The 19,830-nt window shown below is 73.6% G+C and carries 17 protein-coding genes and 2 pseudogenes; 6 read left to right on the plus strand and 13 right to left on the minus strand.

Going from position 1 to position 19,830, the window contains the following annotated elements:
• Positions 1–26 precede the first annotated feature (26 nt).
• The 9 genes from OSR43_RS14265 to OSR43_RS14305 all read right to left on the minus strand — a co-directional run bounded on the left by OSR43_RS14265 (position 27) and on the right by OSR43_RS14305 (position 9,494).
• On the minus strand, positions 27–518 hold the full coding sequence (locus OSR43_RS14265; protein ID WP_302267269.1) for a hypothetical protein: 492 nt from the start codon (positions 516–518) through the stop codon (positions 27–29).
• Positions 515–2,416 carry a DNA primase gene (dnaG, locus tag OSR43_RS14270; RefSeq protein ID WP_302267270.1) on the minus strand — a complete coding sequence of 634 codons (1,902 nt, stop codon included), beginning with the start codon at positions 2,414–2,416 and terminating at the stop codon, positions 515–517. The genes OSR43_RS14265 and dnaG overlap by 4 nt, the downstream gene beginning before the upstream one ends.
• Before the next feature lie 28 nt (positions 2,417–2,444).
• On the minus strand, positions 2,445–3,359 hold the full coding sequence (locus OSR43_RS14275; protein ID WP_302267271.1) for a 2-hydroxyacid dehydrogenase: 915 nt from the start codon (positions 3,357–3,359) through the stop codon (positions 2,445–2,447).
• Positions 3,360–3,394: 35 nt separating this feature from the next.
• Complete coding sequence (locus tag OSR43_RS14280; RefSeq protein WP_302267272.1) at positions 3,395–4,663, minus strand: deoxyguanosinetriphosphate triphosphohydrolase; 1,269 nt, start codon at positions 4,661–4,663, stop codon at positions 3,395–3,397.
• Positions 4,664–4,723: 60 nt separating this feature from the next.
• Positions 4,724–5,614, minus strand: coding sequence for a mucin-2 protein (locus tag OSR43_RS14285; RefSeq protein ID WP_302267273.1), 891 nt, complete (start codon positions 5,612–5,614; stop codon positions 4,724–4,726).
• Positions 5,615–5,747: 133 nt separating this feature from the next.
• Positions 5,748–6,884, minus strand: coding sequence for a tRNA dihydrouridine synthase DusB (gene dusB, locus OSR43_RS14290; protein ID WP_302267274.1), 1,137 nt, complete (start codon positions 6,882–6,884; stop codon positions 5,748–5,750).
• Positions 6,885–6,978: 94 nt separating this feature from the next.
• Entirely contained in the window at positions 6,979–7,701 is a 723-nt protein-coding gene (locus tag OSR43_RS14295) for a hypothetical protein (RefSeq protein ID WP_302267275.1), read from the minus strand.
• A gap of 26 nt (positions 7,702–7,727) precedes the next feature.
• Entirely contained in the window at positions 7,728–9,128 is a 1,401-nt protein-coding gene (locus OSR43_RS14300; protein ID WP_302267276.1) for a glycine--tRNA ligase, read from the minus strand.
• Positions 9,129–9,176: 48 nt separating this feature from the next.
• A complete protein-coding gene (locus OSR43_RS14305; RefSeq protein WP_302267277.1) occupies positions 9,177–9,494 on the minus strand; it encodes an antibiotic biosynthesis monooxygenase in 318 nt (105 codons plus the stop codon).
• Positions 9,495–9,556: 62 nt separating this feature from the next.
• Between OSR43_RS14305 and OSR43_RS14310 the strand changes: the two genes are divergently transcribed.
• The 4 genes from OSR43_RS14310 to OSR43_RS14325 are packed head-to-tail and all read left to right on the plus strand — an operon-like array spanning position 9,557 to position 12,786.
• On the plus strand, positions 9,557–10,582 hold the full coding sequence (locus tag OSR43_RS14310) for a metal ABC transporter substrate-binding protein (protein WP_302267279.1): 1,026 nt from the start codon (positions 9,557–9,559) through the stop codon (positions 10,580–10,582).
• Positions 10,579–11,379 (plus strand): metal ABC transporter ATP-binding protein, encoded by an 801-nt coding sequence (locus tag OSR43_RS14315; RefSeq protein ID WP_302267280.1) that lies wholly within the window; start codon positions 10,579–10,581, stop codon positions 11,377–11,379. The genes OSR43_RS14310 and OSR43_RS14315 overlap by 4 nt, the downstream gene beginning before the upstream one ends.
• Positions 11,376–12,377, plus strand: coding sequence for a metal ABC transporter permease (locus OSR43_RS14320; protein WP_367891496.1), 1,002 nt, complete (start codon positions 11,376–11,378; stop codon positions 12,375–12,377). Before OSR43_RS14315 ends, OSR43_RS14320 begins: the two co-directional genes overlap by 4 nt.
• 16 nt (positions 12,378–12,393) lie before the next feature.
• The gene (locus tag OSR43_RS14325; RefSeq protein WP_302267282.1) at positions 12,394–12,786 is read left to right on the plus strand and encodes a Fur family transcriptional regulator; all 393 of its coding nucleotides are present in this window, start codon (positions 12,394–12,396) and stop codon (positions 12,784–12,786) included.
• A gap of 104 nt (positions 12,787–12,890) precedes the next feature.
• Here OSR43_RS14325 and OSR43_RS14330 read toward each other — a convergent pair whose 3' ends face one another.
• The 4 genes and pseudogenes from OSR43_RS14330 to OSR43_RS14345 all read right to left on the minus strand — a co-directional run bounded on the left by OSR43_RS14330 (position 12,891) and on the right by OSR43_RS14345 (position 16,979).
• Positions 12,891–14,321, minus strand: a complete 1,431-nt coding sequence (locus tag OSR43_RS14330; protein ID WP_302267284.1) for a cell wall metabolism sensor histidine kinase WalK — start codon at positions 14,319–14,321, stop codon at positions 12,891–12,893.
• 278 nt (positions 14,322–14,599) lie between these two features.
• Positions 14,600–15,252: pseudogene (gene uppS, locus OSR43_RS14335) on the minus strand (polyprenyl diphosphate synthase).
• A gap of 120 nt (positions 15,253–15,372) precedes the next feature.
• Positions 15,373–16,103, minus strand: a pseudogene (recO, locus tag OSR43_RS14340) (DNA repair protein RecO).
• Between the two features lie 18 nt (positions 16,104–16,121).
• Positions 16,122–16,979 carry an alpha/beta fold hydrolase gene (locus OSR43_RS14345; protein ID WP_302267285.1) on the minus strand — a complete coding sequence of 286 codons (858 nt, stop codon included), beginning with the start codon at positions 16,977–16,979 and terminating at the stop codon, positions 16,122–16,124.
• Between the two features lie 31 nt (positions 16,980–17,010).
• On the opposite strand from OSR43_RS14345, the gene OSR43_RS14350 reads away from it, so the two are divergent.
• Both OSR43_RS14350 and OSR43_RS14355 read left to right on the plus strand, forming a co-directional pair.
• On the plus strand, positions 17,011–18,258 hold the full coding sequence (locus tag OSR43_RS14350; protein WP_302267286.1) for an MASE1 domain-containing protein: 1,248 nt from the start codon (positions 17,011–17,013) through the stop codon (positions 18,256–18,258).
• The gene (locus tag OSR43_RS14355; protein ID WP_302267287.1) at positions 18,255–19,799 is read left to right on the plus strand and encodes an ATP-binding protein; all 1,545 of its coding nucleotides are present in this window, start codon (positions 18,255–18,257) and stop codon (positions 19,797–19,799) included. Before OSR43_RS14350 ends, OSR43_RS14355 begins: the two co-directional genes overlap by 4 nt.
• The last annotated feature ends 31 nt before the right edge of the window (positions 19,800–19,830 follow it).

Below are 19,830 nucleotides of genomic sequence, written 5' to 3' on the forward strand. Positions count from 1 at the left end.
GGAGAAATTCGGGGGCCCGGCGTGACTCAGCCCGGCTCGACCTCGGCGCGGGCTGCTGCGAGCCCGCGCTCGGCGGCCGCGCGGACCGCGGGGTCGTCGGGGTCGAGCCCGTCGTCGAGGTCGTAGGTCCAGGTGAGCGCGCGGGCGCCCGAGGACCCGCGGCGCGCCACGACGCGCAGCCCGCGCTCCCCGAGGACGGGCACGTGCCGCTGGAGCACGACGCTCGCGGTCACCCGTTCGCGGACGAGCTCGAGCAACCGCCCGGGCTCGTCGACGAGCGCCCGGTGCACCGGTCGCGGCTCGCCCCAGCTGCCGACCTCGCGGACGACGAGCTCGGAGGTGTCGCGGTCCCAGTGGGCCGACTCGACGTGCTCCCACGGGACCCGGCGGTCGGGCAGGTACAGCGCCTCGCGGGTGCCCCCGACCGGCCCCACGGAGGTGTCGGTCCAGGCCAGCAGGCGTTCCCCGCGTCGTACGGCGAGGTCGGGCCGGGGCGCCCGGCGGGGCCGCAGCCTCACGTGGTGCTCCCGACCGCCCGCTCGCGCAGCGTGCGGCGGTGCTGCTCGAGCGCGGCCAGCTCGCCGAACATCCGGTTGTACTCGGCGGCGTTCTCCACCGGGTTGGTGCGCTGCAGCTTGGACTTCACGTCGGCGATCCGGCGCATCGCGGTCAGCTCGAGGAGCCGGAAGACGTGCATGGAGACGTACGCCGCGTCCGGCTCCTTCGCGGAGAGGATCGGCTCGACACCCAAGGCGCTGATCGTGGAGGAGACGAGCGGATCGGTGGCCGCGTCGCGCAGCCGGCCGGCCCACTGCGCGTCCCCGGAGCCGGCGACCGGCCCGCCCGCGGCGGCGACGAGCCCCCACACGGCGCGGTAGACCGGGTGGGTGAAGTCGTCGGGGCCGATGTCGGAGGTCGTCCGGCCGATCGCCATCGGGTGCTGGATGACCAGCTTGAGGGTCTCCCGCTCGAGCGCGAAGCGCGGGTCGCGCAGGTCCGGGACCGGCGTGCGGGGAGCCCGCTCGGCCGGCTGCTCGGGCTGCGGCTCCCCCCGCCGGCTGCCGCGCTGGTCGGGCTTCGTGGGCCCGCGGTTGGTCGCGCGACGCACCTCGGCGCGGGCCTGCTCGATGTCGATGCCCACCATGCCGGCCAGCTCGCGGGCGAAGGCGTCGACCTTCGAGCGGTCGCGGATGCTGGAGACCAGGCGGGCACCCTCGCGCAGTGCGTCGACGCGGCTGTCGGCGCGGTCCAGGTCGTACTTGCCGACCACGTTGGACAGCACGAACCGGTAGAGCGGCACCCGTCGGGCGACCAGCTCGCGGACCGCGGCGTCGCCCTGCTTGATCCGCAGGTCGCAGGGGTCCAGGCCGTCGGGCTCGACCGCGACGTAGGTCTGGGACACGAAGTTCTGGTCCCCGCCGAAGGTCCGCAGCGCCGCCTTCTGGCCGGCGGCGTCGCCGTCGAAGGCGAAGATCACCTCGCCGCGGAACTCCTCGTGGTCGTGCATGAAGCGGCGCAGCACCCGCGCGTGCTCGTCGCCGAACGCCGTCCCGCACGTCGCCACCGCGGTGGTGACCCCGGCGAGGTGGCAGGCCATCACGTCGGTGTAGCCCTCGACCACGACCGCCTGGGAGGACCGCGCCATGTCCTTGCGCGCCAGGTCGATGCCGTAGAGCACCTGGCTCTTCTTGTAGATCGGGGTCTCGGAGGTGTTGAGGTACTTCGCGTCGATCCGGTCGTCGTCGAAGATCCGGCGCGCGCCGAAGCCGATCGTGTCGCCGCTGGCGTCGCGGATGGGCCAGAGCAGCCGGCCGCGGAACCGGTCGTACGCCGAGCGGCCGACCGCCACGAGGCCGCCGGCGACCAGCTCCTCCTCGGAGAAGGCCTTCTGGCGCAGGTGCTTGAAGAGCGCGTCGCCGTCACGCGGGGCGAACCCGACGCCGAACGTCTCGGCGGCCGACTGGTCGAACCCGCGCTCGCCGAGGAACTGCCGCGCCACGAGCGCGTCGGGCGTGGCGAGCTGCTCGGCGTAGAACTGCTGGGCGACGCGGTGGGCCTCGATCAGCCGGTTGCGCTGCGGTCCGCGGGGGCGGTCCTCCCGGACGTCGCCCTCCTCGCGGCGCAGCTGCACGCCGTACTTGTCGGCCAGCCGCTCGACCGCCTCGGCGAAGGACAGCGCGTCGATGTCCATGACGAACTTGATGACGTCGCCGCCGGCCTGGCAGCCGAAGCAGTGGAAGAACCCTCGCGACGGGGTGACGTGGAAGGACGGCGACTTCTCGTCGTGGAAGGGGCACAGGCCCTTCATCGACCCGCCGCCGGCGTTGCGCAGGGAGACGTGCTCGCCCACCACCTCGTCGATGCGCGCCTTCTCGCGCACCTCGGCGATGCTCTCCTCGCGGATCAGGCCTGCCACGGGGCCGATCCTAGGTGGCCGACGGGGATCAGTACTCGCCGGTCATCAGGTTGTGGAGGGGCTCCCCCGCGGCGTACCGGTGCAGCTGGTCGCGGACCAGCCGGTGCGCCCGCGGCCACATCGCGCTGCTGGCGCCGCCGACGTGCGGGCTGACGAGCAGGCCGGGTGCGTCCCACAGCGGGCTGTCGGCCGGGAGCGGCTCGGTCTCGGCCACGTCGACCGCCGCGCGGATGCGCCCGGAGTGCAGCGCGGCGACCAGGTCGTCGGTGACGACGACGCCCCCGCGGGCGACGTTGACCAGGAGGGCGCCGTCCTTCATCCGGCCGAGGAAGTCGGCGTCGACCAGCCCCCGCGTCGCGTCGGTCAGCGGCACGACGAGGATGACGACGTCCGCGTCGGGGAGCAGCGCGGGCAGGTCCTCGATCGGGTGCACGCCCTCGCGCGCGGTGCGGGCGACGCGGACGACGTCGACCTCGAACGGCAGCAGCCGCCTCTCGATGGCCTCGCCGATCGCGCCGTGCCCGACCAGCAGGACGCGGCGGTCGGCGAGCGCGGGGCGCCACCCGGGCGTCCACTCGTGCCGGTCCTGGGCCCGGACGAAGTCGGGGATCCCACGGAGCGAGGCGAGGACGAGCGCGAGGGTGAGCTCGGCGGTGGAGGTGTCGTGGATGCCGCGGCCGTTGCAGAGCGCGACGCCCGCCGGCACGCGCGAGCGGACGTTGTCGACACCCGCCGAGAGCAGCTGGACGACCTCGAGGCTCCGCATCCGCGGCAGGACGTCGCCGATCGCCGGCCCCATCTGGTACGGCGGCACGTAGAAGCGCACGTCCTCGACCGAGTCCGGCACGTCCCGGGTCGGGTCGACGACCTCGTAGCGCAGCCCCTCGGGCGGGTCGCCGAGCTCGGCGGGGTCGAACGGCAGCCAGACGAGTCGGTCGCTCATGAAACTCGACCTTACCGGTCGGCTTTCAAGGCCGGTCAGCGGCACAGCCGCGCGTGCCACTCGATCGCGCTCGCGTCGGTCAGGGACGCGACCTGGTCGACGACCACGCGCAACCGCGCTGCGTCGTCGGCCGCCTCGCGCCAGTCGTCGGCGAGCGGGCGCTGCAGCGCGTCCGGACCGCGGTGGACCAGCGCCGCCACCAGCTCGGCGAGCAGCTCGCGCTGCCGCTCCATCACCGCGACCCGGTCCTCGGCCTGCATGACGTACCGCGCGGCCACGCCCTTGAGCACCGCGATCTCCAGCAGCGTCCGCGGCGGGACCACCAGGTCCGCGCGGTAGCGCACGAACGGCCCCTCCCCCGCGGCGTACGTCGCGTGCTGCACGGCCCCGCAGAACCTGCCGATCAGGTCGCTGGTGAGGTTCTTCAGCGCCGCGAGGCCGCGGCGGCTGCCGTCGTACGGCGTGACCGGCCAGGACCCCTGGGTCCGCAGGCCGGCGAGCACCTCGTCGAGCACCTCGTCGGTGGCGTCGGGGACGTACCAGTCGCGGACGGTCTCCCAGACCGCGGCGGTGTCGAGGGCGGTGAGGTCGACGCGGCCGGCGACGATGCCGTCCTCGATGTCGTGCACGGAGTAGGCGACGTCGTCGGCGAGGTCCATCACCTGTGCCTCCAGGCACTGGCGGTCGCCCACGGCGCCGAGCCGCATCCAGTCGAAGACCGGGCGGTCGTCGTCGTAGACCCCGAACTTGCTGACCTCGCGCGGGGAGCCGTCGGCGTGCACGCCGCGGGGCGACTCCGCCCGGGCCCGCGCCCAGGGGTACTTCGTGCAGGCGTCGAGCGTGGCGCGGGTGAGGTTCAGCCCGACGGAGCGCCCGTCGGCGTCGAAGGTCTTGGCCTCCAGCCGGGTCAGCAGCCGCAGGGTCTGGGCGTTGCCCTCGAACCCGCCGCACGACCCGCTGAGCTCGGCCAGCACCCGTTCGCCGTTGTGGCCGAACGGCGGGTGGCCGAGGTCGTGGGCCAGCGCCGCGGTCTCGGCGATGTCGGGCTGGCTGCCGAGGGCGCGCGAGAGGTCGCGGGCCACCTGGGCCACCTCGAGGCTGTGGGTGAGCCGGTTCCGGACGAAGTCGTCGGTCTGCGGCCCCAGCACCTGGGTCTTCGCGGCGAGCCGCCGGGAGGCCGCGGCGTGGACCAGCCGCGCCCGGTCGCGCTCGAAGGCGGTCCGCTCAGGAGCGTCGACCCGCTTGGGCGGCTCCGGGACGAGCCGCTCGCGGGCGGCGTCGTCGTACAGCTCCTCGGTGGTCATGTCGGGGGCGAGCCTAGGGCGCGCCCCCGACACGACGGCGACGAGGAGGGACCCGAGGGGTCAGTACGTCGTGACGTGGACGTGGTCGTAGTGGTTGGCCGTGGTCGAGCCGCGGTCCTCCATCGCACGCCAGCCCTCGCCGGCGCGCTCCACCGACCAGATCTTCTGGGCGTAGATGAGGTAGGAGACGCCGAGCTCGGCGTAGTTGGCGCGGACGAACTCCGCGACCTCCCAGCCGCGGTCACCGCTCACCATGATGTCGACGGCGATGCCCTGGGCGTGCTCGCCGTCCCCGCGGAACGTGCCGTAGGTCGAGATCTCGGGGAACGCCGCGCAGACCGCCTCGTGCACCTTGACGACGTTCGGGCTGACGCCGGAGGAGACCGACGACCCGTTGGTGCAGGCACCGCCCAGCTGCCGCGCGGTCGCCGTACCCTCCTCGACCTCGGTCTCGGTCTCGGGCTTCTCGGCGACCAGGTAGCCCGTGCTGATCCAGCGCGCGGTGCCGTCGACGACGACCTCCTCGCGGCCGAAGAGCGAGCGCCCGGTGACCAGCACCTTCTCCAGCTCGTCGAGCTGGCCGACCTTGGCGGCCTTCTCCCCCGGCTGGTCCCACAGGTTCAGCACCGTGGTGGTCCACATCTTGGTGTCGGCGTTCGCGACGGCCCGGCGCACCTTCGCGGGCGCGGTGACGAGCTCGGCCCGGGTGGGCTTGCGCTCGATGCGGTCCGAGGCCCGGGAGACGACCGGCTGGCGCTCGAACTCCATCGAGGGGCCGGGCACGGACGCCTGCTCGGCGTCGGCGGTCACCAGCTCGGTGCCCGCGGGGGTGCCGACGACGCCGAGGGTGACGGCGGCTGCGGTGGCGAGGAGGGCGATCGGGCCGGCGATGACGGCGGCCCGGGGCTTGCGGCGGGCATCGGTGTCCCGCTTGTGGCGGTGGTCTGCCACAGCGCTGAATCCTTTGCTGTTGCGTACATGGGACGGCCGGTCAGCTCGTCGCTGGACCGGCACGGTCACCTACCGTGACACAGACCCGCCGTCCTGTGTGAAAGTTGAACGGCAAATTCCGCTGTGTGTCGGCTCACCCGCCGGTGGCGCTGTCGGCGTCCTCGGCGAGCACGCAGCCCAGGCCGTCGGTGTCGTCGAGCCAGCCCTCGGGCAGCGCGACCCTCGCGCGCGGCGAGCCCTGGCGTCCTCGCGGGGTGCCGAGCTCGGAGGTCGGGAAGGGCTCGTCCGGGTCGAGGGCAGCCAGCAGCGCGTCGAGCCCCGCGAGGCTGTCGACCAGCCCGAGCGAGCGACGCATCTCCCCACCGGCGCTGAAGCCCTTGAGGTACCACGAGACGTGCTTGCGGAACTCCTTGCAGCCCCGCTCCTCGCCCATGTGCTGGCACAGGAGCTCGGCGTGGCGGCGCATCATGGCGGTCACCTCGCCCAGCGTCGGCAGGGTCTTGACCTCCTGCCCGCCGAACGCCGCCGCGAGGTCGCGGAACAGCCACGGGCGGCCCAGGCAGCCGCGGCCGACGACCACACCGGCCGCGCCGGTCTGCTCGACCATGCGCACCGCGTCGGCGGCCTCCCAGATGTCGCCGTTGCCCAGCACCGGGATGTCGACGGCCGCGGCCAGCTCCCCGATGGCGTCCCAGTCGGCCTCGCCCGAGTAGGCCTGGGCGACGGTCCGCCCGTGCAGCGCGATGGCCGCGGCACCGGACTCCTGGGCGATCCGGCCGGCGTCGAGGTAGGTGAGGTGGTCCTCGTCGATGCCCTTGCGGGTCTTCATCGTCACCGGCACGTCGTACGGCGCGGCCGCGGCCACGGCGTGCTCGAGGATCCGGCCGAGCAGCGCGCGCTTCCACGGCAGCGCGCCGCCGCCGCCCTTGCGGGTCACCTTGGGGACCGGGCAGCCGAAGTTCAGGTCGATGTGGGCGACGCCGTACTCGGCGCAGAGGATCTCCGCGGCCTTCCCTACGTAGACCGGGTCGGTGCCGTAGAGCTGGACCGACCGGGTGGTCTCGAGCTCGTCGAAGACCAGCATGTCGCGGGTGTGCTGGTCGCCTTCGACCAGCCCACGGCTCGTGATCATCTCGCAGACGTAGAGCCCGGCGCCCTGCTCGGCGCACAGCCGGCGGTAGGCCGCGTTCGTGATGCCCGCCATTGGCGCGAGCACGACGGGCACGTCGACGCGCAGGGACCCGAGGGTCAACGAGGAGGGCAGGACCATGTCGTCCATTGTCCGGCGGGGCCCCGGAGCGGCCAAAATCGCTCACCCGTGTGCGCGACGTGCCTCCCGCCGCGAGGCCCCACCCGCGGTGGGTTCAGCGGCTCGCGCCGCCGGTCTTGCCGCCCTTCTTGCCGCCCTTCTTGCCGCCCTTGTCGCCGCCCTTGTCGCCGCCGACCTTCTCCAGGTCACCGGTCCAGGTGATCGGGTTGAACTCCTGGGTCGGACGGAAGCTCACCGCGGTCAGGTCGCCCTTGTCCGGCGCCAGGTAGACGAGGCAGACGTCGGTCTTCGCGCCCGGGCCGAACTTCTTCGGCAGCGGCCCGCTCGGGCACGGCGCGAAGCGGCTGGCGAACGAGGAGGCCTCGATCAGCGTGTTCTTCCCGTCGACGATGTAGAGCGGGACGGGGCGGCCGCCCAGCTTGGTGTCCCCCTCGTTGGTGAGGGTGGCGCGGACGAAGTAGGGGTTGGACTTCTTCGTGGCGGCGTCGAGCTGCCAACCGCTGAAGGACTCCTTGAACGTCGTCCGCTCCAGCCGGTCGACCCGGATCCCGAGCACGCCCACCTGGTCCTGCCGCGGCTCGTAGGCCACGACGGCCTCGTCGCCGACCGACAGCTCGGTCCCCTGGGGGGTCAGCTCGACGCCGTCGGGGACGGGGAGGTACGGCGTCGCGCTGGCCGACGCGGACCCCGCCTCGCCGGCCGGCGAGGAGCTGTCCCCGGAGCCGGGATCGGCCGAGCCCTCGGAGTCGTCGGAGCAGGCGGTCAGCAGCAGGCCCGCGGCGAGCAGGCCCGCGAGGGCGGTTCGGGTGGAGCGCATCCCTCGATTGTGCACGGGCCGTCCGGTCAGCACCCGACGAATCGCTGCGCGAACCACGACGTCACCTGGTCGAGGGAGACGCGCTCCTGCTCCATGGTGTCGCGCGACCGCACGGTGATCGCCTGGTCCTCGAGGGTGTCGAAGTCCACCGTGACGCAGTACGGCGTGCCGATCTCGTCCTGGCGGCGGTAGCGGCGACCGATCGCGCCGGAGTCGTCGAAGTCGACGTTCCAGCCGGCGCTGCGCAGCTCCATGGCGAGGTCCTTGGCCTTGGGCGAGAGGTCGGCGTTGCGGCTCAGCGGCAGCACCGCGACCTTGACCGGCGCGAGGCGCGGGTCGAGGCGCAGCACGGTCCGCTTGTCGACGCCGCCCTTGGTGTTGGGCGCCTCGTCCTCGGTGTAGGCGTCGACCAGGAAGGTCATCAGGCTGCGCGAGAGGCCCGCTGCCGGCTCGATGACGTACGGCGTGTAGCGCTCGTTGTTGGCCTGGTCGAAGTACGACAGGTCCTGGCCGGAGTGCTTGGCGTGGGTGGAGAGGTCGAAGTCCGTGCGGTTCGCGATGCCCTCGAGCTCACCCCACTCCGAGCCGGTGAAGCCGAAGCGGTACTCGATGTCGACGGTGCGCTTGGAGTAGTGGCTGAGCTTCTCCTGCGCGTGCTCGAAGTGCCGCAGGTTGGCCGGGTCGATGCCGAGGTCGGTGTACCACTGGGTGCGCTGGTCGATCCAGTACTGGTGCCACTCCTCGTCCTCGCCGGGCTTGACGAAGAACTCCATCTCCATCTGCTCGAACTCGCGGGTGCGGAAGATGAAGTTGCCCGGCGTGATCTCGTTGCGGAAGCTCTTGCCGATCTGGGCGATGCCGAAGGGCGGCTTCTGGCGGCTCGAGGTGACGACGTTCGCGAAGTTCACGAAGATGCCCTGGGCGGTCTCCGGGCGCAGGTAGTGCAGCCCGGTCTCGTCCTCGGTGACGCCGAGGTGGGTCTTGAGCATGCCGGAGAACTGCCGGGGCTCGGTCCACGCGCCGCGGGTGCCGCAGTTGCTGCAGGCGACCTCGGCGAGGTCGACGGTGTCGGGGTCCTCGATGCCCTTCTTCTCCGCGTAGGCCTCCTGGAGGTGGTCGGCGCGGAACCGCTTGTGGCACGACTGGCACTCGGTCAGCGGGTCGTTGAAGGTGTCGACGTGGCCGCTGGCCTCCCAGACCTGGCGCGGCAGGATGATGCTGGAGTCCAGGCCCACGACGTCCTCGCGCATGGTGACCATGGACTTCCACCACTGGCGCTTGATGTTCTCCTTCAGCTCCACGCCGAGCGGGCCGTAGTCCCACGCGGAGCGCGTACCGCCGTAGATCTCGCCGCACGGGTAGACGAAGCCCCGCCGCTTGGCGAGGGAGACGACGTGGTCGACGGTGGTTGCGGGCGGCTTGGCCACGATGAACCTTTCGAGCGGACTGCAGGCGGAACTCGGATGAGCGAGCGGTCAGCCTAGCGAGCGGGGCACCCCGGCGTTGAGCACGGTCCCCGGGTCGACGGGCTCGTAGGCACTGGGCTCGTCGAGGGCCCGGCTCAGCACCGGCACCGCGTCCAGCTTCACCTCGTAGGACGACAGTGCGCGGCGGTAGGACCCGACGTCGCGCCAGGTCGTGGTGAGCACCCACAGGGTCGGGTCGTCGACGTTGCGGCCGATCCGCCCGGCGACGTACCCCGGGCGCGCGGCGAGCGTCTCGTGCGCCCGCTGCAGGTCCGCGCGGAAGCGGTCGTCGCCCTCGGGCACGCGGAAACGGTTGACCACCAGCACGGGTCGAGCCTAGTGCGGAGGCGATTTGACAACGGTTCTCACTTCTACTGAGAATCGTTCTCATGAATCTCCGCCGTCGTCCCACCACCGCCGCGCTCACCGTCGGCGCGCTGTCCGCGACTCTGTCCCTCAGCGGCTGCGCCGCCCTCACCGGCGGGGACGACGCGAACGACTCGGGCGGCTCGGGCGAGGGCTCGCGCACGGTCGCGGCCGCGCTCTACCCCCTGGCGTACGTCGCCGAGCGGGTGGCGGGCGACGCCTTCGACGTCGAGAACCTCACCTCCCCCGGCGGGGAGCCGCACGACCTCGAGCTCGGCGTCCGCGAGACCGCGCTGGTCAGCGACTCCGCCCTCCTCGTGTACGTCGACTCCCTCCAGCCCGCCGTCGACGCCGCGGCCGAGGAGAACGCCGGTGGCGACGTGCTCGACGCCGCGGCCGTCGTCGACTTGATGCCGTTCGAGGACGAGCACGCGCACGAGGAAGAGCACGCCCACGAGGACCACGAGGGGCACGAGGAGGAGGGCGCGGACGAGCACGCCGAGGAGGAGGGGCACGAGGGCCACGACCACGGCGAGCTCGACCCGCACTTCTGGCAGGATCCCCTGCGGATGGCCGAGCTCGGTGACGCCGTCGCCGAGCGCCTGGCCGAGATCGACCCGGACGAGGCCGACACCTTCACCGCCAACGCGGACGCGCTCCGCTCCGACCTCGAGGCGCTCGACGAGGAGTACGTCGCGGGGCTCGCCGACTGCAGGACGTCGACGGTCGTCACCAACCACGACGCGTTCGGCTACCTGGAGAAGTACGGCCTGGAGCTGGAGTCGATCGCCGGCATCTCCCCCGACGCCGAGCCCAGCCCCGGCGCCCTCGCCGACCTGCAGGACCTGATCCGCGAGGACGGGATCACCACGGTCTTCTCCGAGTCGCTGGTGAGCCCGAAGACCGCCGAGGTGCTGGCCGACGACGCCGGCGTGCGCACCGACGTGCTGGACACCATCGAGGGCCTGACCGACGACAACGCGGACGAGGACTACCTTTCCCTCATGCGCGCCAACCTCGCCGCCCTGCAGGAGGCGAACGGCTGTTGAGCCCCTCGCACCCGTCCGGCACCCCGGTCGTCGAGCTGCACGACGGCGCGGTCGCCATCGGCGGCCGGCCGATCCTGCGGCACGTCGACCTCACGGTCCGGCAGGGCGAGTTCGTGACGCTGCTCGGCCCCAACGGCTCCGGCAAGTCCACGCTGGTGCGCGCGCTGACCGGGCTGCGCCCGCTGACCCTGGGCTCGCTGAGGCTCTTCGGCACGCCGCTGGAGTCCTTCCGCGACTGGCACCGGCTCGGCTTCGTGCCGCAGCGCTCGAGCGCGGCGAGCGGCGTGCCGGCCTCGGTCGCCGAGGTCGTGGCCTCCGGCCGGCTGACCCGCCGGCGGCTGCTGCGCCCGGCCGGGCGGGCGGACCGCGCGGCCGTCGCGTCCGCCCTCGAGCTCGTCGGGCTCTCCGACCGCGCCCGGGACAGTGTCGCCACCCTCTCCGGCGGCCAGCAGCAGCGCGTGCTCATCGCGCGGGCCCTGGCGGGCGAGCCGGACCTGTTCTTCCTCGACGAGCCGACCGCGGGCGTCGACCTGCCCAACCAGCAGGCGCTCGCCGCGGCCCTCGGCGCCCTCTCGGCGACCGGCAGCACCGTCGTGCTCGTCACCCACGAGCTCGGTCCGCTCGCGCCGCTCGTCGACCGCACCGTGGTCCTGCGCGACGGCCGGGTGGTGTACGACGGCGCCCCGCTGCAGCTCGACGACGCCCACGGCCACCACCACCCCAGCCCCCGGCGCACCGACCACCACCCCGGCGTGGTGGCCCCGCTCGACCGGTCCGGAGAGGACGTGTCCTGGTGATCGACCTCCTCGGCCACACCTTCATGCAGCGGGCCCTCATCGCCGCCTTCGTCACCGGCCTCGCGGCGCCGGTGATCGGCACCTACCTGGTCCAGCGGCGCCTCGCCCTCCTCGGCGACGGCCTCGGCCACGTCGCGGTCACCGGCGTCGCTCTCGGGCTGCTCACCGGCCTGGCGCCGACCTGGACCGCCGTCCTGGTGGCGGTGCTCGGCGCGGTGGCCATCGAGGTGATCCGCGAGCGCGGGAGCACCAGCGGCGACCTGGCGCTCGCGCTGCTGTTCTACGGCGGCCTGGCGGGTGGCGTGATGATCACCGGGCTCGCCGGTCAGACGGGCGCCACCCTGAACCAGTACCTCTTCGGCTCGATCACCTCCATCTCGGTCGCCGACATCTGGTTCACCCTCGGGCTGGCGCTGGTCATCCTCGTGGTCGGGCTGGGGCTGCTGCCGCAGCTGTTCGCCGTCGCCCAGGACCAGGACTTCGCCCGCGTCGCGGGGCTCAACGTGCGCGCCTACAACCTGCTGGTGGCGGTGCTGGCCGCGGTCACGGTGACCATCGCGATGCGGACCGTCGGGCTGCTGCTCGTCTCCGCGCTGATGATCGTCCCGGTGGCGACCTCCCAGCAGCTGGCGCGGTCCTTCCGCAGGACGGTCGTCGGAGCGGTCCTCGTCGGAGCGGGCTCGGCCGTCGGGGGCCTGCTGGTGTCGGCGTACGCCTCCGTGCGCCACGACGTCTCCCTCGCCCCGGGCTCCACCATCGTGCTGCTGGCGCTGGCGTGCTTCGTCGGCACCTGGCCGCTCGGTGCCTGGCAGCGCCGGCGCGACCGCCTGCGCGCGCCGTTCCCGGCCGAGCCGGTGGAGGGGCACGAGACCACCGACCACCCCCACGACCACGGTCCGGCCTGCGGCCACCTCGCGGTGCCCCACGACGACCACGTCGACTACGTGCACGACGGTCACCGGCACGCGCCGCACGACGAGCACTACGACGAGCACTGAACGACGGGACCAGCCCATGACCGAGCAGACCCCTCTCCGGCCGACCCGCCAGCGCGTCGCCGTCGCGGAGGCCCTCGCGTCCGTCGACGACTTCCGCTCCGCCCAGGACATCCACGACCTCCTCGGCAGGCGCGGCGATCCGGTCGGGCTGGCCACGGTCTACCGCACGCTGCAGCGGCTCGCCGACGCCGGCGAGGTCGACCTGCTGCGGACCGAGGACGGCGAGGCGGTCTACCGGCGCTGCTCGGGCACGCACCACCACCACCTGGTCTGCCGCTCCTGCGGCGCGACGGTCGAGGTGGAGGGCCCGGCCGTCGAGCGCTGGACCCGCAGCATCGCCGCCGAGCACGGCTTCTCCGACGTCAGCCACACCCTGGAGATCTTCGGGACCTGCCCCGCCTGCCGCTGACGGGCCCCTCCCGATGCCCGCCTCGTGATGCCCAGGGCGCGCCGGGGCGCACGCTGGGCATCACGAGGCGGGAACGGCGCCGGTCAGAGCCGTCCGCTCCGCCGTCAGGCCGCGACGGGCAGCCGGACGCGGAAGGTGCTGCCGGCGCCGAGCTGGCTGTCGACCTCGATCCGGCCGCCGTGGGCCTCGACGATCCCCCGGGTGATGCTGAGCCCCAGGCCGACGCCCTGGATGGAGCGGTCCTCGGCGTCGCGGGAGCGGAAGAACCGGGTGAACAGCCGGTCGCGGTCGGCCGCCGAGATGCCGATGCCCTGGTCGCGCACGCTGAGCACGGCGCGGCCGTCCTGCACGACGAGCTCGACGCAGACCTCGGTGCCGCGGCTGCTGTACTTCATCGCGTTGGTCAGCAGGTTGTCGACCACCTGCTCGATGCGCTGCCCGTCCAGGAGCGTCGCCAGCGCCGCGGGGGCGTGCACCTCGAGCCTGATGCCGGCGGCGCGGTACGCCGGCCGCGCGGCGTCCACGCACGCGCGGACCAGCTGGGCCAGGTCGCACGGCGCCCGGGTCAGCGCCACCGGTCCCGCGTCGATCTGGGCGGTGTCGAGGAGGTCGGTGATCAGGCGCAGCAGCCGCTGGGCGTTGCGGTCGACCACCTGCAGCTGGCGCACCGCGACCGGGTCGAGCTCGCCGTCCTCGAGCAGCATCTGCACGTAGCCCACGATCGAGGTCAGCGGCGTCCGCAGCTCGTGGGAGACCGAGGCGACGAACTCGTCCTTGACCTCCATGGCGCGCATGAAGTCGGTGACGTCCTTGTAGGCCAGGGCGGCGCCGGCGAACGTCCCGCGCTCGTCGCGGACCGACCGCGCCGAGACCGACAGCGCGCGGCGGGTCAGCGGGTCCCTGCCGACCCAGATCCGGCAGTCGTCGAACTCCTCGCCCTGCGCCGCGCGGTACGTCGGCATCTGCTCCGCCGCGAGCGGGGTGGTGCCGTCGGAGTCCAGCACCTCGCCCACCTGCCCGGCCCGGCCGGAGTGGCCGCCGGGGTAGGCCAGCGCCATGAAGTCGCGGTGGCGGCGGTTGAGCCCGACGTACCCGCCGCGGCGGTCGAGGAGGACCAGGCCGACGTCGACGGTGTCGAGGGTGGCGTCGGAGACCCGGCGCTGGTGCTCGACGGTCTCCATCGCCCGCCCGACCTGCTCCATGCCACCGGCGATGGCCAGCGAGGCGATCACCGCCACGACGGGGATGCTCACCGACCGGCTGAGGAAGATGCCCTCGGCACCGGTGTAGAGGAGCCCCGGGACCGTCACGAGGAGCACCGTCGCGACGCCGGCGACGGCCGCGCCACGACGTCCCAGCAACCGCCCGAGCCAGAGCGCCGGCAGCACGACCAGGAGGCCCGAACCACCGTCGGGGCTCAGCCGGGCGAGCCCGACGGCGGCGATGTCGAGCACGAGGACCGCCTCGACCGCGCGCAGCGGCAGCCGGCCCCGGCTGAGGAACGTGACCGCGAGGAGGACCAGGACCACCAGCACGGAGACCGCCGGCAGCGACAGGCCGACCGCACGCCACCCACCCAGCGCAGCGCCACGTCGACGGCGACGAGCAGGGCGAAACCGGTCTGGATCGCACGGGGGTCGGTCGTGGACGCGAGGAGCACCCCGCGCAGGGCCGTCGTCCAGCGACGGCCGGTCCCACCCTCCCCCGGCACGGGGCCAGTGTGGCGTGCCGCGGACGTTTCAGCAGGTGAACCGCAGGGTCTTCACCCAGCAGTCACCTCCAGGACCCGTCACACGCCCGGTGAGCCCGGACGTCACTTCGCGCCGCCGTAGCGGCGGTCGCGCCGGGCGTACTCCTCGATCGCCGCCCACAGGTGCCGGCGGTCCACGTCGGGCCACAGCACGTCGGAGTAGACGAGCTCGGCGTAGGCCGCCTGCCAGAGCATGAAGTTCGAGAGCCGCTGCTCCCCCGACGTGCGCCAGACCAGGTCGGCGTCGGACTGCTCGGGGACGTAGAGGTGGCGCGCGAAGACCTTCTCGTCGACCTTGCGCGGGTCCAGCCCGGCGACCTCCTCGGCGATCCGGCGAGCGGTGTCGGCGACCGCCGTAGTTCACGCACATCGTCAGCGTCAGCACGTCGTTCCCGGGTCAGCTCCTCGGCGACCTGCAGCTCCTTGATGACCGACTTCCACAGCCGCGGCGCACGGCCGGCCCACCGGACGCGGACGCCGAGCTCGTGCATCTCGTCGCGGCGTCGCCGGATCACGTCGCGGTTGAACCCCATCAGGAACCGGACCTCCTCGGGGCTGCGCGACCAGTTCTCGGTCGAGAAGGCGTACGCCGAGACGGCCTTGACGCCGATCTCGATGGCCCCCTCGACGACGTCGAAGAGCGAGGACTCGCCCTCCTCGTGGCCGCGCGTCCGCGGCAGCCCGCGCTCCTTGGCCCAGCGGCCGTTGCCGTCCATGACGACGGCGACGTGGCGCGGGACGAGCTCACGCGGGAGCTCGGGGGGCCGGGCGCCCGAGGGGTGCGGCGTGGGCTGGCGGACGGCGCGCTTCACGCGGGCGAGCCTAGAGGTGCCCGGTCACCGCTCGACGTAGGCCATGGAGCGCAGCGCGCGCTCGAGGTGCCACTGCAGGTACGCCGCGACCAGCCCGCTCGCCTCCTTGAGGTGACGCGGCTCGGCGGCCTCGACGACCGGCCAGTCGCCGGCGAGCAGCGCACCGAGCAGCACGAGGGTCTCCGCGGCCGGCGACGCCGAGCCGGGCACCCGGCAGGTCGCGCAGAGCACGCCGCCCATCGAGGGGTTGAACCAGCGGTGCGGGCCCTCCAGCCCGCAGCGGGCGCAGTGCTCGAACGACGGGGCGTAGCCGGCGACCGCCAGCGAGCGCAGCAGGTAGGAGTCGAGCACCTGGCTGGGCGCGTGCGCTGGCCGGTCGACATCGCACGCAGGCCGCCGACGAGCAGCAGGAACTGCTGGAGCGACGGCTCACGCTCCTCGGCGGCGACCCGCTCGGCGGTCTCGAGCATCACGGTGCCGGCGGTGTAGCGGTCGTAGTCCAGGCCGATCTCGGAGTGGAACGGCGTCAGCGTCTCGGCCTGGGTGATCGTGTCGAGGTTGCGCCCCTCGGCCAGCTGGAGGTCGACGTGGGTGAACGGCTCGAGGCGCGAGCCGAAGCGCGACGTGGTGCGGCGCACCCCCTTGGCGACCGCGCGGACCCGCCCGTGGTGACGGGTCAGCAGGGTGATGATGCGGTCGGCCTCCCCCAGCTTGTGGGTGCGGAGCACGATCGCCTCGTCGCGGTAGAGAGGCACCCCTCCATTGTGCGCGACTCAGCTGCCGGTACGACGACGCCGCCCCGTCGAGCGCCAGCAGCCGAGCGCGAAGCCGACCGCCGCGCGGTCCAGCCGCTCCGGCGAGACCCGCCACTCCAGGATCGACCGGGCCTGGACGAAGGTGGCCTGCGGCAGCTCCTGGGCCAGCATGGCGGCGTCGGCAGCCGGGTGGACGGGGTCGGCCGGGTGGCCGACGACCAGCGCCGGGACGGCGATCCGGCGGCGCTGGCTCGACGGCGGGGCCAGCCGCCCGAAGAACAGCCCGTGGACCACGGCGGCGAGCGCGTCCGCGCGCTGGTCGAGGGAGTCCAGGGCGATGCCCGCCCAGAACGGCACGATCCCGCGCGGCACCGGCCGGGTCAGCCGGCGCACGGTGTTGACGGTGAACGGCAGGAAGCGGGCCGCCATCAGCAGCGGCGCGAAGGTGAGGATGCCGGCCTCGACCGCGTTGTCGAGCACGGGCATCTCGCAGATCAGCCCGCGGACGCGCTCGGGGGCCAGGACCGCCGTCTCCAGCGCGACGTTCGCCCCGATGGACGTGCCGCCGACGACGGCCTGCGCGGCGCCGAGGTGGTCGAGCAGGGCGAGCACCTGCTCGGCGAACGCGGTGACCGAGTAGACGAGCGGGTCCGCCGGCCGGTCCGACCGCCCGTGGCCGAGCAGGTCGAGGGTGACGACGTGCAGGCCCTCGGCGGCGAGCCGGCGGGCCAGCGGCGCGTGCATGCGGCGCGGCATGAGCTGGCCGTGCACGAGCACGACCCAGGAGTCGCCGGCGCCGTAGTCGGTGTACTCCAACCGGTCCCGGCCGCTGTCGCCCTCGACGAAGAACTGCCCGATCCGCTCGGAAACCAGCATGCTCGGCACCCTAGTGCAGGACAATCACCCGGTGACCAGACCCGCGGCCCGGGGAGACCGGCGAACGCTCGGCTGGTCGTGGACCGCGCTGCTGCTCGTCGCGACGACCGTGGCGGGCTGGCTGGCGATCGAGCTCTCGCCCGAGGGATTTCCCGTCGCGAGCTGGTGGCCGGGTGCCGGCCTGGCGGCGGCCCTGGTGGCGCTCTCGCCCCTGCGCCGCGCCCCTCTGCTGACCGTGGCGATCGCACTGGCCACGCTCCTCGCGAACCTGGTTGCCGGCCGTGGCGGCGACCTCGCGGGGGCCTTCGCGGTGGTCAACGCCCTCGGCGCGCTGGCCGCCGGGCTGGTGCTCAAGGGGCTCCGCGACCATGTGCCGGGCCTGTCCGCCCACGACGACTTCGTCCGTCTCGTCCTCGCCGGGGTCGCGGGCGCCGTCGTGGCGGTGGGCGCGACGGCCGCCGTCGAGGCCACCGTGGGCGGGTCGAGCGTCGGGACCGCACCGCTGGTGCTGTTCTCGCACCTCTCGGCGGTGCTCGTCGTCACGCCCATCGCCCTCGCCCGCCGCCGCGGGCACCGCACGGGCAGCGACCTCGAGGCGCTGCTCCAGGGCGGCGCCACCCTGCTGGTCGCGGCGCTCGTGCTCGGTGTCGACCGGTCGCTCGCGCTCTCGATCGCCCCGCTGCCGCTGCTCGTCTGGGGCGCGCTCCGCCTTTCGGTGCGCACCGTCGCGTGGGAGCTGGGGCTGTTCGCGCTGCTCAACACGGTGGCGACGAGCCAGGGACACGGGCCGTTCGGCCACGCGTACGCCGACGGCGACGTCGGCCCGCTCGAGGTCGCAGCGCTCTCCCAGGGCTACCTCGTCTGCGCCGTCCTGATCACCCTCCCGCTGGCCATCGCGGTGCAGCAGCGGCACACGCCTCCTGGCGCGGGTCAGTGCCGACGAGGCACTGTTCCGCCGCAACTTCACCGAGTCGCTGCTCGGCATGCTGCTGCTGCGCGTGCACGGCGACCGGCTGCACGCGGTCGAGCTCAACGACCGCGCGGTGGCCGTCCTGGGCGGCGACCGGTCCGCCCTGCTCGAGCGGCCCCTGGACGAGGTGCTCGCGGCGCCGGAGCCGCTGGCCGCCGTGGTCCGCGACCTGCTGGCCGGGCGGCGGGAGGGCTGGACCGGGTCGTGCCTGGTCCCCGACCGGCCGGGCGCCCGCGTGGAGGTGGCCCTCGTGCTCCTGTCCGGCGCCGGCGACGAACGCTGTCCTCTCCGCCCAGGTCCTCGACGTGACCGCCGAGCACCAGGCGCGGGAGCGGCTGGAGGCCGCCGAGCGGCTGACGGGCGCGACCCTGGACACCGCCGCGTGCGTCATCCTCGTCACCGACACCGACGGCCGGATCGTGCGGGTCAACGCCGCCACGACCGCGATCACCGGGTACGGCGAGGAGGAGCTGCTCGGCCGCCCCGTGTGGGACACCCCCGTGTCGCCGTCGGGGACCCACGACATCGAGGCGCTCTTCGTCTGGCCGAACCGGTCGGGACAGCCGGTCATCCGGGAGCGGGACCTGGTGACCCGGGACGGCCGGCGCCTGCGGATGGTGTGGAACAACAACGTCGTGCGCGACGAGCACGGCACGGCGACGTACGCCGTGATGACCGGCGTCGACGTCACCGGCGAGCGCACGAGCGCCGGGCTCGTCACGCACCTGATGCAGGCGGCGATCACCACGGCGCTCATCGGCCTCGACGTGCGGGGCCGGGTCACGGTGCTCGGGTCCGGTGCCGCCCACCTGCTCGGGCTGGACCCGCACGCGGCGGTCGGAGGACCGCTCGCCGAACTGCTCGACCCCGGCGAGCTGCGGGAGCGGACCGGCACCGTCGACCCGGAGGCCGCCTTCGCGGTCCTGGCCGCCACGCTCGGGGCGGGCGGGGAGTCCGCCGCGCGGGACTGGACCTGGGTCTCCCGGGGCGGCCAGCGCCGCGTGGTCTCGATGACGCTGAGCACGACCACCGACGCCTTCGGCGACCACGTCGGCTACCTGGTCGTCGGCCGCGACGTCACCGAGCAGCGGGAGAGCCGGGAGCTGCTCGTCGCCGCGCTGGAGAAGGAGCGGCACGCGGTCGAGCGGCTGCGGTCCCTCGACGACGCGAAGAACGAGTTCGTCTCCACCGTCTCCCACGAGCTGCGCACCCCGGTGACCAGCATCGTCGGCTACACCGAGATGCTCCAGGACGGCGACCCGGTCGAGCCGCACCCCCAGCAGCTGCGGCTCCTGGACAGCATCAGCCGCAACGGCCAGCGCCTCATCGCCCTGTGCGACGACCTGCTGGCGCTCTCGGGGCTCGACGCCGGCACCACGACGTGGCAGCGCGAGGAGCTCGACCTGGCCGCGGTCGTGCCGGCCGTCGAGGAGTCGGTCCGCCCCCTGCTGGGCGGGCGGCGCCTCGACGTCACCTGGCACGCCGGCCCCGGGCCGGTCCCGGTCAGCGGCGACCGGGCGCAGCTCGAGCGCGTCGTGCTGAACCTGGTCGGCAACGCGGTGAAGTTCACCGAGGACGGTGGCACCGTGACCTGTCGCGTGCACCGCGACGCCGGGGAGGCGGTGCTCGAGGTGGCCGACTCCGGCATCGGCATCCCGCGGTCGGAGCAGGACGGGCTCTTCGAGAAGTTCTTCCGCTCCACGACCGCCCAGCAGCGCGCCATCCAGGGCACCGGCCTGGGCCTGTCCATCGTCGCCGCCATCGTCGCCGCGCACGGCGGCCGGATCAGCGTCGACTCCGAGCACCTGCAGGGGACGACGTTCACCGTCCGGCTCCCGCTCGCGGCCTGACCCGGCCCGGCGCCCCGCGCGGTGCGGGGCG

The sequence above is a fragment of the Nocardioides sp. Arc9.136 genome (assembly GCF_030506255.1).
In the GTDB taxonomy this organism is placed as follows: domain Bacteria; phylum Actinomycetota; class Actinomycetes; order Propionibacteriales; family Nocardioidaceae; genus Nocardioides.